This is a genomic window from Melioribacteraceae bacterium 4301-Me (assembly GCA_041538185.1).
GTDB lineage: Bacteria > Bacteroidota > Ignavibacteria > Ignavibacteriales > Melioribacteraceae > Pyranulibacter > Pyranulibacter aquaticus.
Map to the genome: position 1 here is coordinate 225348 of JBGORM010000005.1, position 19416 is coordinate 244763.

The following is a 19416-nucleotide window of genomic DNA, read 5'->3' on the forward strand; positions in this document are numbered from 1 at the left end:
GGATTGTTAATATAAGATTGAATACAAATTGATCCTTTAGTGCAAAATAATATTTAGAAGCAATAAGTATTGGCTTCAATTAACCTATTGGCGATTTTTCTCCGCAATCCTATAGTGTTAATAGGCTCATATTTTGTAAATCGTTTTAGACCAAGCAGAAGCATTTTCAACTCGTCACCAGTTGCAAATGCAGCGATTGCATGTTTGCCGTATTTTTCTATTTTTTCCATTGCGTCATTTATATAAACTTTTGTCATATCAATATAAGGTTGAAGTTCTTCCTCCTTTTTAATTTGAGAAAGTTTCATGGTTCTTAAATAAGCAGATTCGCAGGCAAAGACTTCAATCATCATATCAGTAACATTCATTATAATTTCTTGTTCATCTTTTAATTTTTCCATTAGCTTTTGTACAGCGCTTCCAGCTATCATAAGAATTGCTTTTTTTGCATTGCTTATAGCCTTTTTTTCTTTAGCTAACAATTCATCACCGCTTTCATCAAAAGAAGGTACAGACATTAGTTCTTTTTGGATTGCAAGTGCGGGTGTCATTAAATCAATTCTTCCTTTCATGGATCTTTTAATTAACATATCAACTGTAAGAAGCCGATTAATTTCGTTTGTCCCTTCAAAAATTCTATTAATTCTTGAATCGCGGTAAGCACGGGCTACAGGGTATTCTTCCGAGTAGCCGTAACCGCCGTAAATTTGTACTGCTTCGTCAACTACATAATCTAACATTTCAGAGCCGTAAACTTTCAGCATTGCACATTCAATTGCATATTCTTCGGCAGCCTTTAATGCTGCTTGTTCGTACTTATCACCTTGTGCTTGATGTTCTTTAATTTTTTTGTTGATTAAATTACTTACTCTGTAAGTAGCGGATTCAGAGACAAATATTCTAATTGCTTGTTCAGCCAGTTTATGTTTGATTGCCCCAAAGTTAGAAATTAATTGTCCAAATTGTTTTCTTGTATTAGCATATTCGATTGAAAGTGAAGACACCTTTTTCGCACTACCAGTCGTCATCGCGCCAAGTTTAAATCTGCCCACGTTCAATATATTAAAAGCAATATAGTGTCCCTTTCCTATTTCACCAAGAACGTTTTCAACTGGTACTTTAACATTATCTAAGAACAAAGCGCGTGTTGAAGAGCCTTTAATTCCCATTTTATTCTCTTCTTGACCGCGATTAAAGCCCTCTGAGTTTGCATCAATAATAAAGCATGTAAATTTATCGCCATCAACTTGTGCAAATGTAATTAGTATATCTGCAAACCCTCCGTTGGTAATCCACATCTTTTGTCCATTAAGAATGTAATATTTTTTGTCATCTGAAAGTTTAGCGGTAGTCTTTGCTGAAAGTGCATCTGAACCTGAAGTAGGTTCAGTTAAACAGTAAGCTGATTTCAGTTCACCGCTTGCTAATTTAGGAAGGTATTTTTTCTTTTGTTCGTCTGTGCCATAGTAAAGAATAGGAAGTGTACCAATTCCAGTATGTGCGGCATATGAAACGCCGAACGAATGACCTTTACCCATTTCCATTGCAATTGCAGTATTGGAGTTAAAGTCTTCACCTAATCCGCCATATTCTTCGGGGATAGCTGTACTAAGCAAGCCAAGTTCGCCTGCCTTTTCCATTAAACTTACAGTTAGGTTAGGTTCTTGTTTATCGATTGCATTTAGTTTTGGCCAAATTTCTTTTTCGATAAATTCTTTTGCAGTCTCAGCCATCATTTTTTGTTCTTCTGACAAATCTTCAGGAATAAAAATTGATTGAGGGTCAGCTTCTTTAATTAAAAATTCACCGCCTTTAATTACTTCTGAGTTTGATTTTACGTTTTCCATAGTACACCTTTATATTGTTATTTTCCGTTAATAGAGATTATTAATTTAGCAACTCATAAATAGCTGCAACGCCTTGTCCACCGCCAACGCAGGCTGTAACCATTCCATATTTCTTTTTTCTTCTTCTTAGTTCGTTAAAAATTTGGATAGAAAGTTTTGCACCAGTACAACCAAGCGGGTGTCCTAAAGCAATTGCCCCGCCATTGACGTTAACTTTTTCTGGATTTAACCCAAGATTTCTAATTACAGCAAGGGATTGGGATGCGAATGCCTCGTTGAGTTCAATTAAATCTATATCGTCTAATTTTAGGTTAGCTTTTTGTAATGCTTTTGGGACTGCTGCAATTGGACCTATTCCCATAATTCTTGGGTCAACACCTTCTAAAGCAAAAGATTTCAAAACGGCAATTGGCTTAAGATTTAATTCCTTAACCATTTCTTCAGACATTACAAGCACAAAAGCAGCGCCATCAGACATTTGAGATGAATTACCTGCAGTTACAGTTCCTTCCGCCGCAAAAACAGGTTTTAATTTGGATAGTGCTTCGAGTGTAGTATCAGCTCGGGGTCCCTCATCTGTATCAACAATATATTTTTTTGCTTTCCTTTTTCCATTTTCAAGGAAAATTTCTTCAACTTCGATTGGAACAATCTCATCTTTAAAGTAACCGTTTTTAATTGCATTTAACGCTTTCATGTGAGATTCATAAGCAAATTTATCCTGGTCCTCACGAGAAATTTTATAATCCCTTGCAACTTCCTCTGCTGTTAATCCCATACTCAAATAATATTCGGGGTGCTCTTTTGCAAATTTATAATTTGGTGATAACTTCCAGCCAGCAGTTGGCACCAGTGACATTGATTCGGTACCGCCTGCAATTATACAATTTGCATAGCCTGCCCGAATTTTAGAAACTGCTATTGAGATTGTTTCTACTCCAGATGCACAATAGCGATTGACAGTCATTCCCGGCGTACGCATTGGTAAACATTGCAGAGCTATCATTCTGCCAATTTGCAATCCTTGTTCTGCTTCTGGTACCGCATTTCCTACAATTAAATCATCAACTCTATTGGGGTCTAGTTGAGGAACTTTGTTTAACAAATATTTAATTACGTCTGCAGCTAAATCATCTGGTCTGTAATTTTTAAAGCCGCCTTTTTTAGCTTTTCCTACTGCAGAGCGATATCCAGCTACTATATACGCTTCTTTCATAATTTTTACCTTTATTAATTTCTTAATGGTTTTCCTGTTGTAAGAATACTTTGAATTCTTTCTAATGTTTTCTTTTCTCCAATTAGACTAAGAAAAGCTTCTCTTTCTAAATCGAGCAAGTACTGTTCAGAAACTAAAGTGGGAGCAGTTAAATCTCCGCCACACATAACAAAAGCTAATTTCTCAGCAATTTTTTTATCGTGTTCTGTTATATACCTTGCTGTATGGAATGAAAATGCACCAACTAAAAGAGCAGCTAATGCTGATTTACCCAATACTTTTATATCATTTCTTTGCAGCGGTTGAGTATAGCCTTGGTCGCTTAATTCGATGACAGCTTTTTTTGCTTCGTTTATTAGTCTGTTTTGGTTGAGAATATATTTATCTCTGCCATTTCGCAGTATTCCCATGCCAAATGCTTTTTGGGCAGATGTAGAGACTTTAGCCATTGCTATGTTCATAAACATTTCTTGAAGGATTGGCAGTTCAACAACACCTTCTTGGTATTTATCCGAGGCACGAAGTGTCATTTCCTTAGTCCCGCCGCCGGCTGGAATAATTCCAACTCCAACTTCAACAAGTCCAATATAAGTCTCAGCGGAAGCAACAACTTTATCAGAATGCAGACAAACTTCGCAGCCGCCTCCCAAGGTCATTCCATGCGGTGCCGAAACAACAGGCACAGCGGAATATCTTATTCTCATTGTAGATTGTTGAAACATTCTAACAGCCATATCAATTTCATCGTATTCTTGTTCTGTGGCTAACATAAACATCATAGCTAAATTTGCACCGGCTGAAAAATTTTGGGCATCGTTGCCAATTACAAGTCCTCGAAAATCTTTCTCTGCAATTTCAATTGACTTGTTAATTGCTTCAAGAATTTCAGAGCCAATTGAGTTCATCTTTGTTTGAAATTCAAGATTTAGCACACCATCGCCAATATCGTGCAAAGTTGCACCTGTGTTTTTCCATACAGGTTTGTTTGCTCGATAGTTATCTAAAATTATAAATTCATTTTTACCCGGAATATCTTTATAAGAATTTGAATTTATATCATAATACTTTTTCTTGCCGTTTTCTATTTTGTAGAAGGAATTGAATCCTCCTTTTAACATTTCATAAACCCATTTGGCCGGCTTAAGGTTTTCTTCTTCCATTAACTTTATAGTATATTCAACACCGAGAACGTCCCAGGTTTCAAAAGGTCCTAGTTCCCAACCAAAACCAGCTCGAAGTGCATCGTCAACTTTGTATATTTCATCGGCAATTTCTAAGATTCGATTTGAAGAATACTGAAATATCATAAACGAGAGTTTCTTAAGAAATTCGCCGGCTTTATCTTTAGAGAAGGTTAAAGCTTTTATTCTTTCTTTAAGGTTTTCTAATTGCTTAGCTGCTGTTACCGATGCGTACTTGACTTTTGGCGAGGGCTCATATTCAAATGTTTCAGTATTTAGTTCAAGGATTTCTTTTTCTCCTTTTTCGTTTTTTACTTTCTTATAAAAGCCTTGACCTGTCTTATCGCCCAGCCAGTTATTGTTTACAAGTTTACTTACAAAATCCGGAACTTTAAACAACTCGCGCCACTCATCATTAGGACAATCTTTGTATATATTGTTCGCGACTTTAACAAGTGTATCAATCCCAACTACATCGGCAGTACGAAATGTTGCTGATTTTGGTTTGCCTGTCAACGGCCCAGTTAAAGTATCAATCTCCTTTACTTTTAAGCCAAGTTCTTTCATCAATTTAAAGACAGCCATAATGCTGAACACGCCAATTCTATTTGCGATGAAAGCCGGTGTATCTTTACATAGCACAGGTGTTTTGCCCAAAAATACGTCGCTGTAATACACTAAAAAATCTACAACTTCTTGTTTTGTTTTTTCTGTTGGAATAATCTCCAGTAACGGCAAATATCTTGGTGGATTGAAAAAGTGCGCTCCGCAAAAATGTTGCTGGAAGTCTTCGCTTCTTCCACTTAGCATCGAATGAATTGGGATTCCGGATGTGTTAGTAGTTACCAGAGTTCCGCTCTTTCTAAATTTCTCAACTTTTTCAAGAACTGACTTTTTTATTTCGAGATTTTCAACCACTGCTTCAATTATCCAATCGCATTCTTTCAGCCAACCGAGATTATCTTCAAAATTACCGGTTTTAATTCTTGAGGCAAAGGACTCATCGTATAGCGATTCTGGTTTTGCCTTTAATACATTTTGTAGGTTTGTGTTAACTATTCTGTTTCTAAATTCGGCACTTTGTTCTGTTAAGCCTTTTTTAATTTCTTCATCTGTAAGCTTAGGTGGTACTATATCGAGCAAATAAACATTGCAGCCAATATTTGCAAAATGGCATGCGATGCGTGAGCCCATAACTCCCGACCCAAGCACTGCAACATTTTTAATTATTCTTTTCATTTTTACATCTCAGTTTATTTGTGAAATTACATTATTCGTCTTTAGGTAAATTAATTGAACTGTTCTCAGCATAAATTTCTTCTATTAAATTCTTATACTTTTCGCTAAGAACATCTCTTTTAACTTTCATTGTAGGTGTTAATTCGCCTGTTTCTACTGACCATAAATCTGGCACCAATGCAATTTTTTTAATTTGCTGGACGTGTCCAAATCTCTTATTGTATTTTTGAACTTCCCTCCAAATTCGTTCTTTTACTACAGGCGAGGCTGCGATTTGTTCACGAGTAATCAACTCCATTTTTTTCTCTTTAGCCCATTTTCTTATGAATTCAAAATTGGGCTGGATAATTGCGGCAACAAACTTTCTGTTTTCCCCTATTACCATCATTTGTTCGATAAAGAAAGATTCTTTCATTTTATTTTCGATTGGCTGGGGAACTACAAATTTTCCCCCGCTGGTTTTAAACATTTCTTTTATTCTTCCTGTAATTTTCAAAAATTTTCCTTCAACAATTTCACCCACATCGCCTGTATGTAACCACCCATCTTCGTCAATTGCTTCTTTTGTAGCTTCTGGATTATTGTAATATCCAATCATAACATTTGGTCCTTTAGCAAGAATTTCTCCATTTTCACCAATTTTTATTTCAACATCAGGGATTGGTATCCCGACCGTACCAATCAAGTTTTCTTTTTTATTGAATCTATTGCATGTCAAAACGGGAGAAGTTTCTGTAAGTCCATAACCTTCAATTACAGGAATTCCGGCACCAATAAATATTCTTGAAAGACGAGGCTGTAATGCAGCTGAACCACTAATAATTCCTTTTATATTTCCACCCAGAGCTTCTTTCCATTTTGTAAAAACAATTTTTCTTGCAAAGAACAATCTTAAATTATAAAACCAATTGTTTTTTCCGTGATGGTCATAATGATTAGCAAGATTAACTGCCCATCCAAAAATTGCTTTTTTAGGTAAACTGAGTTTGTAACCTGCATCCATAATTCTTTCAAAAACTTTTTCAAGAAGTCGGGGCACGGTAATGAAAAAGTCGGGTTTAACTTCACGAATATTTTCGCCGACAGTCTCTAAGCTTTGGGGATAATTAATTGAGGTGCCGAGGATCATGTAAAAGTAAACTGCTGTCCTTTCAAAAATATGGCATAATGGTAAAAAGCTAATTGTGGTCTTAAATTTTTTTATTGGCATACAACGCACAAGTGAATTAACATTGGAAATAATGTTTTTGTGAGAAAGCATTACTCCTTTGGGAATTCCTGTTGTGCCAGATGTATAAATTATTGTAGCAAGATTTTCTTCTGTAATTGTATCATTAATTTCCTGCAGTCTTTTTCTTAAATTTTCATCTGCTGCTTCAGTTATTTCCGTCCAATGATGTGCTTTATCAATTCTGTTGAAAGTGTAAATATGCTGAATTTTATTCTTGATTTTTTTATTTACACGTTGAACTTTATCAAACAACTCTTCATCTTCTACAAAGACGAGTTTAACATCAGCATCTTGAAAAATGAAGCTATAATTGTCTTCGCTAGTATTTGGATAAAGAGGAACAACTATGCCACCCATTTGAAGTATCCCTAAATCAACAAAATTCCATTCCACTCTATTTCTTGAAATTATAGCAATTTTATCATTGGGGTTAAAGCCAAGTTTAAGTAAACCCAAACTAACATTATCGATTATTTTTTTTACCTCTGCTGTGCTGTATGCTCTCCACTTACCTGTAACTTTATCGCTGAACGCTTTAGGATTTGGATAATGTTCAAGCTGATAAGGGATTAAATCTATTAACCGATTTTTTGGTAACTGTGGATATTGCATGTTTGTGTTCCTCAATTTGTAACCTTACTAAATCAAAATAAGAAGAACTTAATAAAGTAGCAAGCGAATTTTCGCTAAAAAAGAAAATTTGCTTTTGGAAATAAAATTTAATTAAGTTTTGTTCAGTTTTCTATTTTTGTTATGATTTTTTTTAGTACTATGAATTTATCTGAAAATAATATAAAGTTAATCTTTGGCTTAAAACTAAAACAGCTGCGGCAAGAAAAAGGCTTAACCCTTTCTGAATTAGCCGAGAGGTCCTCTCTTTCAGTTTCTTACTTGAATGAAATTGAGAATGGGAAAAAACAACCAAAGCCAAAAAAAATTGCAGCAATTGCTAAAGCCTTAGATGTTCCATACGATAAGTTAGTTTCTCTTAAATTGAATAAAAATCTTGCACCTATTAGTGAACTGTTAGAATCAAATTTTTTAGAAAAACTTCCTCTTGACCATTACGGAATTGATGTTCATAAACTTCTTATTCAGCTTTCTCAAGCTCCTATACAGCTGAGCGCCCTCGTTTCTACTTTGATTGAAGTAGCTAAATCTTTAGAGTTGACAGAAAATCAGTTTAGTAACATTGCTATTAGAACCTATAAGGAACTTAATGAAAATTATTTTAGCGAACTTGAAGACTCTGTATTAAAGTTTTGTAAAAAAATTAAATTCGATTACAATCCGCCTGTTACATATAATCGTTTGTTAGAAATATTGACGAATAATTTTAATTATGAGGTAGATGAAAACTCTATTCCAGATACACCAGATTTTAGCAATATTCGGGCAGTTAGTGTTATCAACGGAAAGAGAAAGAAAATATTAATCAACCGAAAATTAGCTGATTCCCAAAAAGCCTTTATAATTGGCAAGGAAATCGCTTATGTTTTTTTGAAAATTTCCGATCGTTCAAACCTTTATTCTAATATTCCTTTGGATTCTTTTGACCAGCTTTTAAACAATTTGAAAGCCTCTTATTTTTCCACTGCACTAATAATTAATAAACAATCAATCATAAACGATATTTCTTTCCTGTTTAATCAGAAAAAATTCGATGAGAAATTTCTTCTTTCACTTATAAAAAAATATGATGTCTCACCAGATATGCTTCTTCAAAGAATTACTAACGTTTTAACTAAGTACTTCAACATTAGCAATTTCTTTTTCTTGCGGATTAATTCAGCTAAAAATTCTGGTGTTTATTCTGTTACAAAACAAATAAGGTTAAATATCAAAGATTATCCCAGCGAGTATCAAAACAATGAGCATTACTGCCGGCGATGGTTATCTATTGACATTTTAAAAAGATTAGAAGAACTACAGAAAACCAACGAAGATTTTAAATTACCAATAGCAGCAATTCAAAAGTCAGTTTTTGGTGATTCCAATAATGTGTACATAGAGATTTCAATTGCCAAGTTCTCATCTCTTCATCCTAACTTTAATTATAGCGTTACATTAGGATTTTTGTTAAACGAGGAATTGAAACAAAAAATTTTATTTGTAAATAATCAGTCTATACCAGAAAGAGTAGTTAACGGTACTTGCCAGCGTTGTAATATATTGGATTGTAAAGAGCGGGCTGCAAAGCCAACTATTTACGAAACTAAAAGACAATTAGAAAAACTGAAAAAAGAACTTAATAAAATTGTTCAAGAATCGTAATAATTTCACTGACTTTTCTTTTCAAAATCCTCAATAATATTTTTAATAGCCTGTGGTATTACTGTTGATTCGTTCTTTTTATAATCATAAGAAACCAGCTTGGTTAATGCCTTGGCAGCAATTTTCTTATGCTCATTGTTCACAATTGCAATAACGTGTTCTAAGTCAACGCTTTTATTGCCTATTTTTGATGTGCGGCTGTAAACTTCTAACTTGTCGCCTAATTTAATTTGATGTATATAATCAATCTCTATTCTTGCAACAACTGCATTGAACTCTAAATCCCTTACATTCATGTTTAACACATCTTTGTAGTATGAAAGACGAGCTTCTTCAAGGTAAGTTAAATATGTTGCATTGTTTACATGACCCATTGCATCAAGGTCAGAAAATCTAACTGTTATCTGGATTTTGTGCTTAAATTTTTCTAATTCCATTTCAGATAAATAATTAGTGAAACATGTACCCAAAATTATTTCTTTAGATGGAATATTAAAAATTTTTGAAAAGAGTTTTTTGTATTGAATCTACCATTAAAAAAATTATTTGCTAAAATCAAAACTATCTACATTTATTCTGGTTCAAAATATTCGGTGGTACATCCATAGCAAATTTTTTGGGTTAAATTTTGTAATTATTAAGGAAATTTTACTGGTTGTTTGTTAATTTTGAAAAAAATGAGTTTCTTATGTCCAACCGAAGGCAACAAGTAAAATCTAAAATTGGCAAGCCTCCAGGCAGCTTGATTTTTGTAGGGGAAAAAAATGTTGATAAAACAATAATTACCTTAGTTGAGTATGACCAGACCGAATATGAATGCAGAAAAATAGAATCACTTGATAAATTAAAACAACAACTAACAAATCGTAAAAAGGAAAAAGTATTGTGGATTAATGTAAATGGACTACAGGATGTTGAACTAATTTCTGAAATAGGTTCTTTGTTTGGTATTCATCCACTTAGCATTGAGGATGTTTTAAACAGCTATCAACGCTCTAAAGCTGACTTTTTTGAAAATGGAATCTTCATTGTGGCAAAAAATGCAGAAATAAAAAACAATAAAGAATTATCAATTGAACAAGTTTCTTTTTTTATTGGACAAAATTTTGTCATTAGTTTTCAACACAATCCAGAAGTCGATACCTTTAATTCTATCTATGCAATTATAGAAAAGGGGAAAGGAATTATTAGAAAATCTAAAGCAGACTATTTGTTGTATGTTTTGTTAGACTTCCTTTTAGATAATTATTTTTTGGTAGTAGAAGAATTAGGCGAACAAATTGACGATTTGCAAGAAATATTGTTAAAAAACCCAAAAACCGAAGAGTTAGCTAAAATTCAGAAGCTTAAAAAATACCTCCAAAATACCAGACAGACTGTAAGTCCACTTCGCGAACTGTTGAATAGTCTTATTAGAAGAGATTCTTTATTAATTACTGAGGAGACAGTAATTTATTTTCGCGACACACTTGACCACCAAATTCGTATTGTTGAAAATCTGGAAACCTTGCGCGATACACTTACAACTATGCTCGATATTTACCTTTCAAGCGTCAATAATAAAATGAACGAGGTAATGAAAGTACTTACCATAATTGCAACTATTTTTATCCCTTTAACTTTCATCGTTGGCATATACGGCATGAACTTTCAATATATGCCCGAACTTGAATGGAAGTTTGGCTATCCATTGATTTTATTTTTAATGATTGTAATAGCAATTCTGTTAGTGCGCTATTTTAAGAAAAAAAACTGGTTTTAATGCTTACCCAAGAAAAGTTAAACTACAAAATGAGGAGAATGTTATGGAATTCTTAAATGTAACTATCTGGGGAAATTCTATTAAAGATTACTTGCTTGCCATCGGTATAATCTTTTTGGCTGTGTTAATTATTCATATTATTCGAACAATAGTTATATCTAAATTAAAGAAGATAAAGAATGAAAACGGAGAAATAAAATATTCTTTTGCTATAAAAAGTATTAATAAATTTCTTATACCGGCTTTATATCTCACTGCCATGTACATAGTCATAGAGTCACTTAGTTTTGGCACTAAAGCCGATAAAATTTTTACTATAGTTATTTACTTACTTACAACACTTTATGCTGTTCGTTTTGGAATTGCCTTATTAAATTATTTTCTGACAAAATATGTGGAAAAATCACGAGGCGAAGAAGAAAGTAAAAGAATTAAACCACTATTTGCCTTTTTAAACTTTTTGATATGGATTCTAGGATTACTTTTTCTTTTAGATAACCTTGGTTTTAAAATCTCTACTTTAATTGCTGGATTAGGAATTTCTGGAATAGCTATTGGATTTGCTGCACAAGCAATTTTAGGAGATTTGTTCAGCTACTTCGTTATTTTTTTTGATAAACCTTTTGAACTTGGCGACTTTGTTGTCTTCGAAAATATAGCTGGCAGCATAGAAAAAATTGGAATTAAATCAACACGAATACGGTCTCTTTCAGGCGAACAGATAACTATCTCTAACTCTAAATTAACTGGCACGCTTGTTCATAATTATAAAAGAATGGAAAAAAGAAGAGTGGTTTTTAACATTGGGGTTACTTACCAAACTAAAGCTGATTTGTTAAAAAAAATTCCTTCTATCGTAAAAGAAATAATAGAAAAAAATGAAAATACTTTATTTGATAGAGCACATTTTAAAAGTTACGGCGATTTCAGCTTAATCTACGAAATAGTTTATTATATTCTTTCTTCTGATTACAATGTTTACATGGACGTACAACAGCAAATTAACTTAAGCATCTTCGAAGAATTTGAGAAATTGAAAATAGAATTTGCTTACCCAACCCAAACCATTTTTTTGAACAAAGGAAATTGATTTTCCTACTTCAATTAACTGTAAATTGGCAATAAGTTTAGCAAAACTAAGAGTTATAAAAAATTACTCTTTTAGCTCTTTGAAAGAAATGGAGAGAAAGCGACTCAAATGCAAGTATAATAATTCTCCAAATGAAGCAAAAAATAACTATATTATATACATATCAAAATTTTACTTAACATAATAATATGTTCACTTCAATTATTCGTAAACCATCTAAAAATAAAATAGACGAAAGCATAAATAAAACCGATTAGCTTGAATTTGCAATCACTTGTTAATTTTTTCAGCGTATTACTTAAGCAACATAAAAAAATCTTTTTCTCATATAAAGGTTTCATTCTGGGAATTTTTTTGTTCTTGTAAGCATAACCAGATTTTTTTCCAAATAAAAAGAGGTGCTTTTTATGGAACAAATATTAAAACCGGAAGAATTCTTAAAAGTAATCGCCTCATTTCTAACAGAAACCCATAGCGGTTTAGCGATTATTGATGTTAAGCATAGCTTGTTTCCATTTGTATATGTCAATAGAGGATTTTCTAAAATAACTGGTTATGCTTCAAATGAAATTATTGGCAGAGAATTCGGGTTCTTTTTAGATATTAGGACTAGAAATAATCTAATTACAAAAATAACTGCAATTTTGGAAAAGCCAGAGTCCTTTTCTATTGACACAAAAATTGTAAGCAAAGGCGGCAAGATAATAGATGCCTTAATTTTGTTTACGCCTGTTGTTTCTTATCCAAAAGATATCGAGCACATTTTTTTGATTGTGGATGATATTACAGATAAAAAAGCACGTATAGCAAATGAGGCTTCGTTAAAAACATTTAAGGTTACTATAGAGTCTGTGAATGATATTGTTTTTAATTATATGAATTATCTAAAAGTATTCCGTGATGATTTATTAGAAGTAAACGGACAAATCAACCACAAGCGTATTGAAGAATTAATTGCTGAGTATGATGTTCAATACAGAAACACATTTATGGCTCTTACGAAGTTTGAAAGCTTAACAAGTTTTAAGACCAAAAGCTTAACAGATGATTTAGAAATTTTTGATTTGTAACACTTTTCATACTGAATAAGCTAAGGATTTAACTTGTTACTAAGGTTGTAAACTCTAAGGAGTTAAACTCAAAAATAAGGTTTCTTTGACTCTTCAAACGGGTTTGACCTTATCTTTTTCTTCTAAACCTTAGTAACTCTAACTAACCCAAAAAAACTGAACCTTTGAGAATTCACCACTTTGTGGATTACCTTATATCTCCTCTTTGATTTCAAAGTTTCTGTCAAAATCTTTCTTTCGAGAACTGATTTTAGGTTCATTTGGGTTAAATATGAATTGTAAATTCCTTTTGTTCTATCTGTAAGAAGTTCATTACTATCCAACAATCTCAATTGGTTATTTCCCAAAACTATTTTTGATGTTATCCATAAGGTAATAAGGTTTAGATAGGTTCAAGGATTTGATTTGTTACTAAGGTTTATCTTCACTAATAAAGTTTTTTTCTCATTGCGGTAAGTAAAAGTCACGCGGTAATAAGAGACGACCAATATTTTTCCTTCATAGTAACTAGACTATGAATTTTTTAAAAGTGTTACTTGTTATTTATAACTACAGTTAAGAGTTTAGTTTAAAACCTTATTTATCTTACTTTAACCTTAGTAATCTCTGAAGACCACAGACTCATTAACCTTATTACCTTATTGCTTGAGATATAAAATCTTCCAAAATGTAATGATGAGTAGCTGCATTAAAATTTTTCTTAGTCAATTTTTCTAACAGCAGAGTAACTGCTGTTGTTATTCAAAGGAACCCCGGAAGCAGAGATTTTAACAGGCTCTGACAGACTTGCTTGCTGCAAGCAAGCCTACCGAGGTAGGCAAGTTTTATAATTGAAAAATTACTTTTAGACGTCCAAGCCTAAGGCGGTAATTTGAATAAAATAAATTGGTCAGGTTTATTACGATAAGGGCATTAAAATAGAAACTTTCGTTCTGCCAAATTTAGAATCAACCATAATATCGCCGTTATGCAAATTTATTATTGACTTAACAACTGATAAGCCTAAGCCAACGCCCCCCTTTTTTTGAGATTTTGGATTTTCAACTCTATAAAATCGTTCGAATATTTTATTTAAAGCCTCGGGAGGTATTTCGTCTCCTGTATTTGCAATATCAATCTTTAGCTTGTTTTCAGAATTGTTTTCTGCTGAAACGAGCAACTCCGAGTTCTCATTTCCGTATTTGATAGCGTTGTCAAGTAAATTAGTAATGGCCTGTTTCATTAAACCAGTGTCTAATTTTACATTTATGTTTTTAGGAATATTAGAAACTATTTTTATTTGTTTTTCATTTGCCAAATAAATGAAATTATTTAAGATGGCATTTAAAAACTCTTCTAAATTTACGTTTACTTTTTGAACGTTAATAAGCGAGTGGTCACTTTTTGAAATAAAAAAGAGATTATCTATAATTTTAATCAATCGTATGGTTTCTTCGTGGTTGCTTTTCAATACTTCTATATACTCATCAACTGTTTTTGGGGATTTCAATGCAATTTCAATTTCTCCACGTAAAATTGTTAACGGGGTTTTTAGTTCATGTGCAGCAAATATTGTAAACTGATTCATATAATCGACTGAAGTTTTTATTCGGTCAATCATTTCATTCATTTTACGGACTAAGCGACCGTATTCATCGGTAAACTCTTCACCGGGAATTTTTTCACTCATATTTTGAGCTGTTATCTCTTCTGTTTTTTTTACGATTGCGTCAATGCGAGAGAGTGATTTTGAAGAAATAATTGCGCCACCTAAAAACGAGATGATTAAAAAAAGGGGTGCAAGAAGAATATAAAGATCTGTTAAGCTGTTGAGTGTTTGTGATATTTGATCTTTTGGGTAGGCAACCAAAACAGCATAATTGCCGCTTTTGAGTAAGTAACCTCGTATTGTTTGCTGAGATAATGAATCCCCAACAAAATCGAACGCACCTTTTTTGTTTAATGCAATGTTTGGCAGTAAGAAGTCGTTTCCGGAAAGATTATCTGTTTTAAAAATTATTTTGTTCCCGGAGGAAATTTCTATATATGTATTTCTTTTGTTAAACACTACAATATCGTAAATTAAATCCCAAACCAAATCTTCTTCATTTTGGTAATTTTCATCGGGTGTAAAGGTATCCAAATCAACATGTTTTTCTTTAACAATTTTTATTATTGCATTTGCTTGCGCGGCTAAAGCAGAATCAAGTTTGTCCAAAGATTTAGTAAAAAGGTAAATGTAAATTATTACACCTAATAACAATTCCAAAAAAAGAAACACTAACGAGTACCAGAGAGTTGTTTTAAAACGTGTCGAAGAAATAAAGTTTTTCAATTTGTTAAACATTGTTGCTTGATTAATCTTTTATTATATATCCAATGCCTCGTACAGTATGAATTAACTGCTTTTGAGATGGGAGGTCAATTTTATTACGCAGTTTGTTGATATAGACATCTATAATGTTAGTTTCAGGGTCGAAATGATAATCGTAAACATGTTCTATTAACTTTGTGCGAGAGACGATCTTGTTTTTGTTATGAATCAAATATTCGAGGATAGCGTATTCTCTGGGGGTTAATGTAATTTCCTGTTCGCCTCTGTAAACTTTGTGAGTAATTAAATTTAGTGTGAGGTTATCAATTTTTAATTCGGTTGTTTTTTGTGTTTCTTTTCTTCTGAGCAAAGCACGAATACGCGCTGTTAATTCTTCAAAAGCAAAAGGCTTAGTAAGATAATCATCTGCTCCAGCATCAAGACCAGCTACTTTATCGCCTGTGCTGTCTTTTACAGTTAATAAAAGAATAGGTGTATTTACGTTTTGGGAACGTAAATCTTTTGTAATTTTCAATCCGTCTTTAAAAGGCAGCATTACATCAAGTACAATAACATCATACTCCTGAGAAACAGCCATTTCATAACCGTCTTTTCCATTATAAGCAACATCTACTGAAAAGTATTCTTCCTCAAGGCCTTTTTTGATAAAATTAGCCACTTTTTTTTCGTCTTCAACTACTAAAATTCTCATGCACATAACATAACAAAAAAAAGGGAGAGCGAAAACTCTCCCTTTAACCTATTTTCTTGAATTTATTCAACCCACATTTTTCATTAGAAAAAATTTGTCTTTCGACAAAAAATTCATTTCTAACCACAAGATGGTGAATTCTCATGAATTTTTTGGGTTGAAAATTATTTGCCTTCTTCCTTTGCTTCTTTCTTTTCTGCTTTCTTAGTCATTTTGTGCTTAGGAGCAGTTTTTGTGTGTGTTTTAGCCTCTTTCTTGGCGGTAGTTTTTGCTGTATCAGTTTTTTCGGTTTTAACTTCTTTTTTCTCTACTGCCTTCTCTGGCTTTTTAACTTCTTTCTTCTCCAACTTCTTTTCTACCTTCGGTTTCTCAGTAGCAGGTTTTGTTTGCGGTTTCTCCTGCGCAAAAATTGAGTTTGAAGTAAATGCAAACAAAACAAAAAGTGCCGTTAGAGATGCAATTAGCTTTTTCATATTATCCTCTATTTTTTGTTAGTGATTATTTTGTTAAATAATTATGAATTATTTACGCGGTAAACATACTGTGTAATCATTAAAATAAGCTTAATGGATTATTAATAATTTTTAATCTAATAAGCTGAATTTTCCTAATGAAAAATTGGGGTTAATGGGCTGAATCATTAACGCATGAGAAGTTTAACAAAGAAGTGATTTTATTCCTCTTTCTTTTTCTTCATATAGTAGTTGGACTCAGTTAAAATTTTGAACCCAAATTTTTCGTACAAACCGTGTGCGTCTTTAGTAGCCAGCATCCATGTTTTAACATCAACTAAATCTGGGTGACAGAGTACATTTTTAATTAATAACTTTCCTAATCCTTTCCCACGATGTTCTTTTAACACAAAAACATCTGCTAAGTAAGCCAAAGAAACGTAATCGGTAATAACGCGTGCAAAACCAATCTGTTTTTCTTTATAAAAAAGTCCGAAGCAAAGTGATTTTTTAATCCTTTTTTTAACGGATGCAAAATCAATCCCCTTTGACCAATAAGCATTTGTTAAAAACTCATAAATCATCCATGTATCAAACTTTGTTTTTTTAGTTGTAATTGAATACTCTTCATTTAATTGTATTTCGTACATAATGTTATTCTTCAAATTTTATTTCGAAATATTCATTTAAATATTTGTAAAACTCTTCTTTGGTTTTAATTTCCACTTTAATTTTTTCTTTTCCTTTTTTTATAGTTAACGAAGTATCAGAAAGTGTAATTCTGCCTGTTTCAGTAGCTTTGGAACAAAGCATCCTTGTTCTAAAAATTGATGTGGGCGAGTCTTGTTGAAAGTTACACATTTCTTCAAAGTCACTCAATAATCTTGGGATAATTGTGAAGCTGTAAAGCAGTGTCCACATTCCTTTTTCAAGTTTTTCGACTGCATAATTTTTGTTGCTTCCATTTACTCGGTATGTACCGCTAATATCGCTTACTATTCCTCTTGGCATTTGAATTGGCTTTCTAAAAGAATCACCGAAACCAACATCAACTAAGTAATCTTCTTTAAGGTGGACAAGTAAAGTCATGTGGTCAAATTCTGGTCCTAATCTTTTCCAGCTGTGATTATAAACTCTTGCAGAAAGCATATCAACATTAAAACCCAAGTTAGTAAGCAACCAATGAAAAAGTCCATTTAGTTCGTAACAAAATCCACCTCTTTTTGTAGGAATTATTTTATTGTAGATTTTTTCTAAATCAAGAGAAATTCTTGCGCGGTTGGGTATATCTAAATCTTCAAATGGAATTGCATATAAATGTTTTAATTGAAGTTCAGAAAGAAATTCTAACGAGGGCTCTCTTGTTTCCGACACATTTATTCTTTTAAGATAATCTTGTGTATTCATACTGATTAAAAAGATAATGGAGAAAGTCCTAAAAGTTTTCTTAGCATTGCAAGTTGACCCACGTGATAAGCTTCGTGCTGCGCTAAAAATGAAATCATATTTATAATTGGTTCATCATTGCCGGGGTAATCAAAATCAAGTTTAGCTTTTAATTGATTGTATGTGAGATTGCTCAGCTTTCTTTTTAGTACTTTATCAAGTTTAACCCAATTATCAAGAACAACTTTGAGTGGGGGATATTTTTTAACATCGTCAATAGTATTGTTCCAATTAACATACTCTGCAAATGGGTTTTTAGTTTTACTGCCCAAGTTTTTAATCATTACATAACGAGCATCAATAGTGTGAAGAAGAATGAACATCATAGAATTGATTTTTTTGTTGGGGCGGTTAATTGCAAGTTCTTCACTGACATCTTTAAAAGAATTTATTAACAATCTTGAATTAATCTCATAAATTGAAATTAAAGGCTTTACCTTAGGATGCATTTTTTACCTTTATTTTGTTTGAACTTTCTATTAAGTGTCTACTTTTAGTTAATGTAAAAGTAAATCCGCTAAAGCGAAAATATATGGTTCATTAATAAAAATGCATCTTTTTACAAGGACTGATGCAAAAAACATAACTGTTATTTTTTTACAATTGAATATAAAGCTTTTTCGTTATTAAATTTATTAAACAAAAAAAGGATTTGTTATGAAAATTTCAAGAAGAGCATTTATAAAAGCTACTTCAATTTTGGGTGGTGGGATACTTTTAAACGGAAATAAATTGTTGACTGCTAAAGCAGAAGAAGCTTGGAAGTTGACAAATATCAGAGATAACATTTGGACTTTCACCGAACAGGGAGGAACAATCGGAATCTTGGTTGATAAAGATGCATTAATTGTAGTTGATGCTCAGTTCCCAAATACAGCAAAAGATATGTTAACAGAGGTAAAGAAAAAAGTCGATAGAAAAATTGATATTCTTTTTAATACTCATCATCATGCAGATCACACAAAAGGTAATCTTTATTTAAAAGATTATGCAGAGAAGATAGTTGCTCATGAAAATTGTGTGAGACTTCAAAAAACATCGTACGGTAATGATGAAAAAAATCCCCAAGTGTATGCCGATATAACATTTTCAAAAAATTGGTCTGCAAATGTGGGCAAAGAACAAGTTTTTGCTTACCGTTACGGAAATGCACATACTGGAGGGGATGCTGTGTTTCATTTTGTTAATTCAAATGTTGTGCATGTGGGTGATTTAGTTTTTAACGGCGTTTACCCGTGGATTGGTGGGTTGAAAGATGAATCTTCTCTACTTACTTGGGCAAAATATTTGGAAGATATTGCAGACAAATTTTCAGAAGATACAATTTATATTTTTGGACACGGCACGGCTGTTACCGGCAATAAAAAGGATCTTTACGTTATGAGAGATTATATTGTTTCTTTACACGACTTTACTTCAAAGCAAATTAAAGCAGGCAAATCACTTGACGAAATATTAAAATCGGAAACTTTCCCTGGAGCAGAAAACAGAAAAGCTATGTGGAAAGATGCACTAAAAGCTAATCTTAATGCTGCTTACGAAATAATAACTAACGAAGGTTGAAAGTTCTTTTACTCGAAAAGTTCAATTTAAAATAGAATGA

The 19416-nt window shown here is 32.5% G+C and carries 16 protein-coding genes; 5 read left to right on the forward strand and 11 right to left on the reverse strand.

Annotated elements, in window-relative coordinates; all coding sequences use genetic code 11:
- Positions 1 to 53 precede the first annotated feature (53 nt).
- From ABRY23_10185 to ABRY23_10200, 4 genes are read right to left on the reverse strand one after another with little or no spacing between them, the layout of a single operon-like run.
- A complete protein-coding gene (locus ABRY23_10185) occupies positions 54 to 1847 on the reverse strand; it encodes an acyl-CoA dehydrogenase family protein (protein MFA3783419.1) in 1794 nt (597 codons plus the stop codon).
- Positions 1848 to 1887: 40 nt separating this feature from the next.
- The gene (locus ABRY23_10190) at positions 1888 to 3063 is read right to left on the reverse strand and encodes an acetyl-CoA C-acyltransferase (protein MFA3783420.1); all 1176 of its coding nucleotides are present in this window, start codon (positions 3061 to 3063) and stop codon (positions 1888 to 1890) included.
- Positions 3064 to 3077: 14 nt separating this feature from the next.
- Positions 3078 to 5483 (reverse strand): 3-hydroxyacyl-CoA dehydrogenase NAD-binding domain-containing protein, encoded by a 2406-nt coding sequence (locus ABRY23_10195; protein MFA3783421.1) that lies wholly within the window; start codon positions 5481 to 5483, stop codon positions 3078 to 3080.
- A 31-nt stretch (positions 5484 to 5514) separates the two neighbouring features.
- Positions 5515 to 7326 (reverse strand): long-chain fatty acid--CoA ligase, encoded by a 1812-nt coding sequence (locus ABRY23_10200; GenBank protein ID MFA3783422.1) that lies wholly within the window; start codon positions 7324 to 7326, stop codon positions 5515 to 5517.
- 159 nt (positions 7327 to 7485) lie between these two features.
- Here ABRY23_10200 and ABRY23_10205 point away from each other — a divergent pair, with 159 nt between their 5' ends.
- A complete protein-coding gene (locus ABRY23_10205) occupies positions 7486 to 8988 on the forward strand; it encodes a helix-turn-helix domain-containing protein (GenBank protein MFA3783423.1) in 1503 nt (500 codons plus the stop codon).
- Positions 8989 to 8993: 5 nt separating this feature from the next.
- Here the strand turns inward: ABRY23_10205 and ABRY23_10210 are convergent, their stop codons facing one another.
- Positions 8994 to 9458 carry an acyl-CoA thioesterase gene (locus ABRY23_10210; protein MFA3783424.1) on the reverse strand — a complete coding sequence of 155 codons (465 nt, stop codon included), beginning with the start codon at positions 9456 to 9458 and terminating at the stop codon, positions 8994 to 8996.
- Between the two features lie 218 nt (positions 9459 to 9676).
- Between ABRY23_10210 and corA the strand changes: the two genes are divergently transcribed.
- The 3 genes from corA to ABRY23_10225 all read left to right on the forward strand — a co-directional run bounded on the left by corA (position 9677) and on the right by ABRY23_10225 (position 12910).
- Positions 9677 to 10750 (forward strand): magnesium/cobalt transporter CorA, encoded by a 1074-nt coding sequence (gene corA, locus ABRY23_10215; GenBank protein ID MFA3783425.1) that lies wholly within the window; start codon positions 9677 to 9679, stop codon positions 10748 to 10750.
- 43 nt (positions 10751 to 10793) lie between these two features.
- On the forward strand, positions 10794 to 11840 hold the full coding sequence (locus tag ABRY23_10220; protein MFA3783426.1) for a mechanosensitive ion channel family protein: 1047 nt from the start codon (positions 10794 to 10796) through the stop codon (positions 11838 to 11840).
- Positions 11841 to 12247: 407 nt separating this feature from the next.
- Complete coding sequence (locus tag ABRY23_10225; GenBank protein MFA3783427.1) at positions 12248 to 12910, forward strand: PAS domain S-box protein; 663 nt, start codon at positions 12248 to 12250, stop codon at positions 12908 to 12910.
- Positions 12911 to 13808: 898 nt separating this feature from the next.
- On the opposite strand, the gene ABRY23_10230 is transcribed toward ABRY23_10225, so the two are convergent.
- The 6 genes from ABRY23_10230 to ABRY23_10255 all read right to left on the reverse strand — a co-directional run bounded on the left by ABRY23_10230 (position 13809) and on the right by ABRY23_10255 (position 18262).
- Positions 13809 to 15158 carry an ATP-binding protein gene (locus ABRY23_10230; GenBank protein MFA3783428.1) on the reverse strand — a complete coding sequence of 450 codons (1350 nt, stop codon included), beginning with the start codon at positions 15156 to 15158 and terminating at the stop codon, positions 13809 to 13811.
- An 88-nt stretch (positions 15159 to 15246) separates the two neighbouring features.
- On the reverse strand, positions 15247 to 15915 hold the full coding sequence (locus tag ABRY23_10235) for a response regulator transcription factor (GenBank protein MFA3783429.1): 669 nt from the start codon (positions 15913 to 15915) through the stop codon (positions 15247 to 15249).
- Positions 15916 to 16079: 164 nt separating this feature from the next.
- Positions 16080 to 16388: a hypothetical protein gene (locus tag ABRY23_10240; protein ID MFA3783430.1), complete on the reverse strand. Its 309-nt coding sequence runs from the start codon at positions 16386 to 16388 to the stop codon at positions 16080 to 16082.
- 200 nt (positions 16389 to 16588) lie between these two features.
- Positions 16589 to 17017 carry a GNAT family N-acetyltransferase gene (locus ABRY23_10245; protein MFA3783431.1) on the reverse strand — a complete coding sequence of 143 codons (429 nt, stop codon included), beginning with the start codon at positions 17015 to 17017 and terminating at the stop codon, positions 16589 to 16591.
- A 4-nt stretch (positions 17018 to 17021) separates the two neighbouring features.
- Complete coding sequence (locus ABRY23_10250) at positions 17022 to 17774, reverse strand: arylamine N-acetyltransferase (protein MFA3783432.1); 753 nt, start codon at positions 17772 to 17774, stop codon at positions 17022 to 17024.
- A gap of 5 nt (positions 17775 to 17779) precedes the next feature.
- Positions 17780 to 18262, reverse strand: coding sequence for a DinB family protein (locus ABRY23_10255; GenBank protein MFA3783433.1), 483 nt, complete (start codon positions 18260 to 18262; stop codon positions 17780 to 17782).
- A gap of 208 nt (positions 18263 to 18470) precedes the next feature.
- Between ABRY23_10255 and ABRY23_10260 the strand changes: the two genes are divergently transcribed.
- Positions 18471 to 19376, forward strand: coding sequence for an MBL fold metallo-hydrolase (locus ABRY23_10260; protein MFA3783434.1), 906 nt, complete (start codon positions 18471 to 18473; stop codon positions 19374 to 19376).
- The last annotated feature ends 40 nt before the right edge of the window (positions 19377 to 19416 follow it).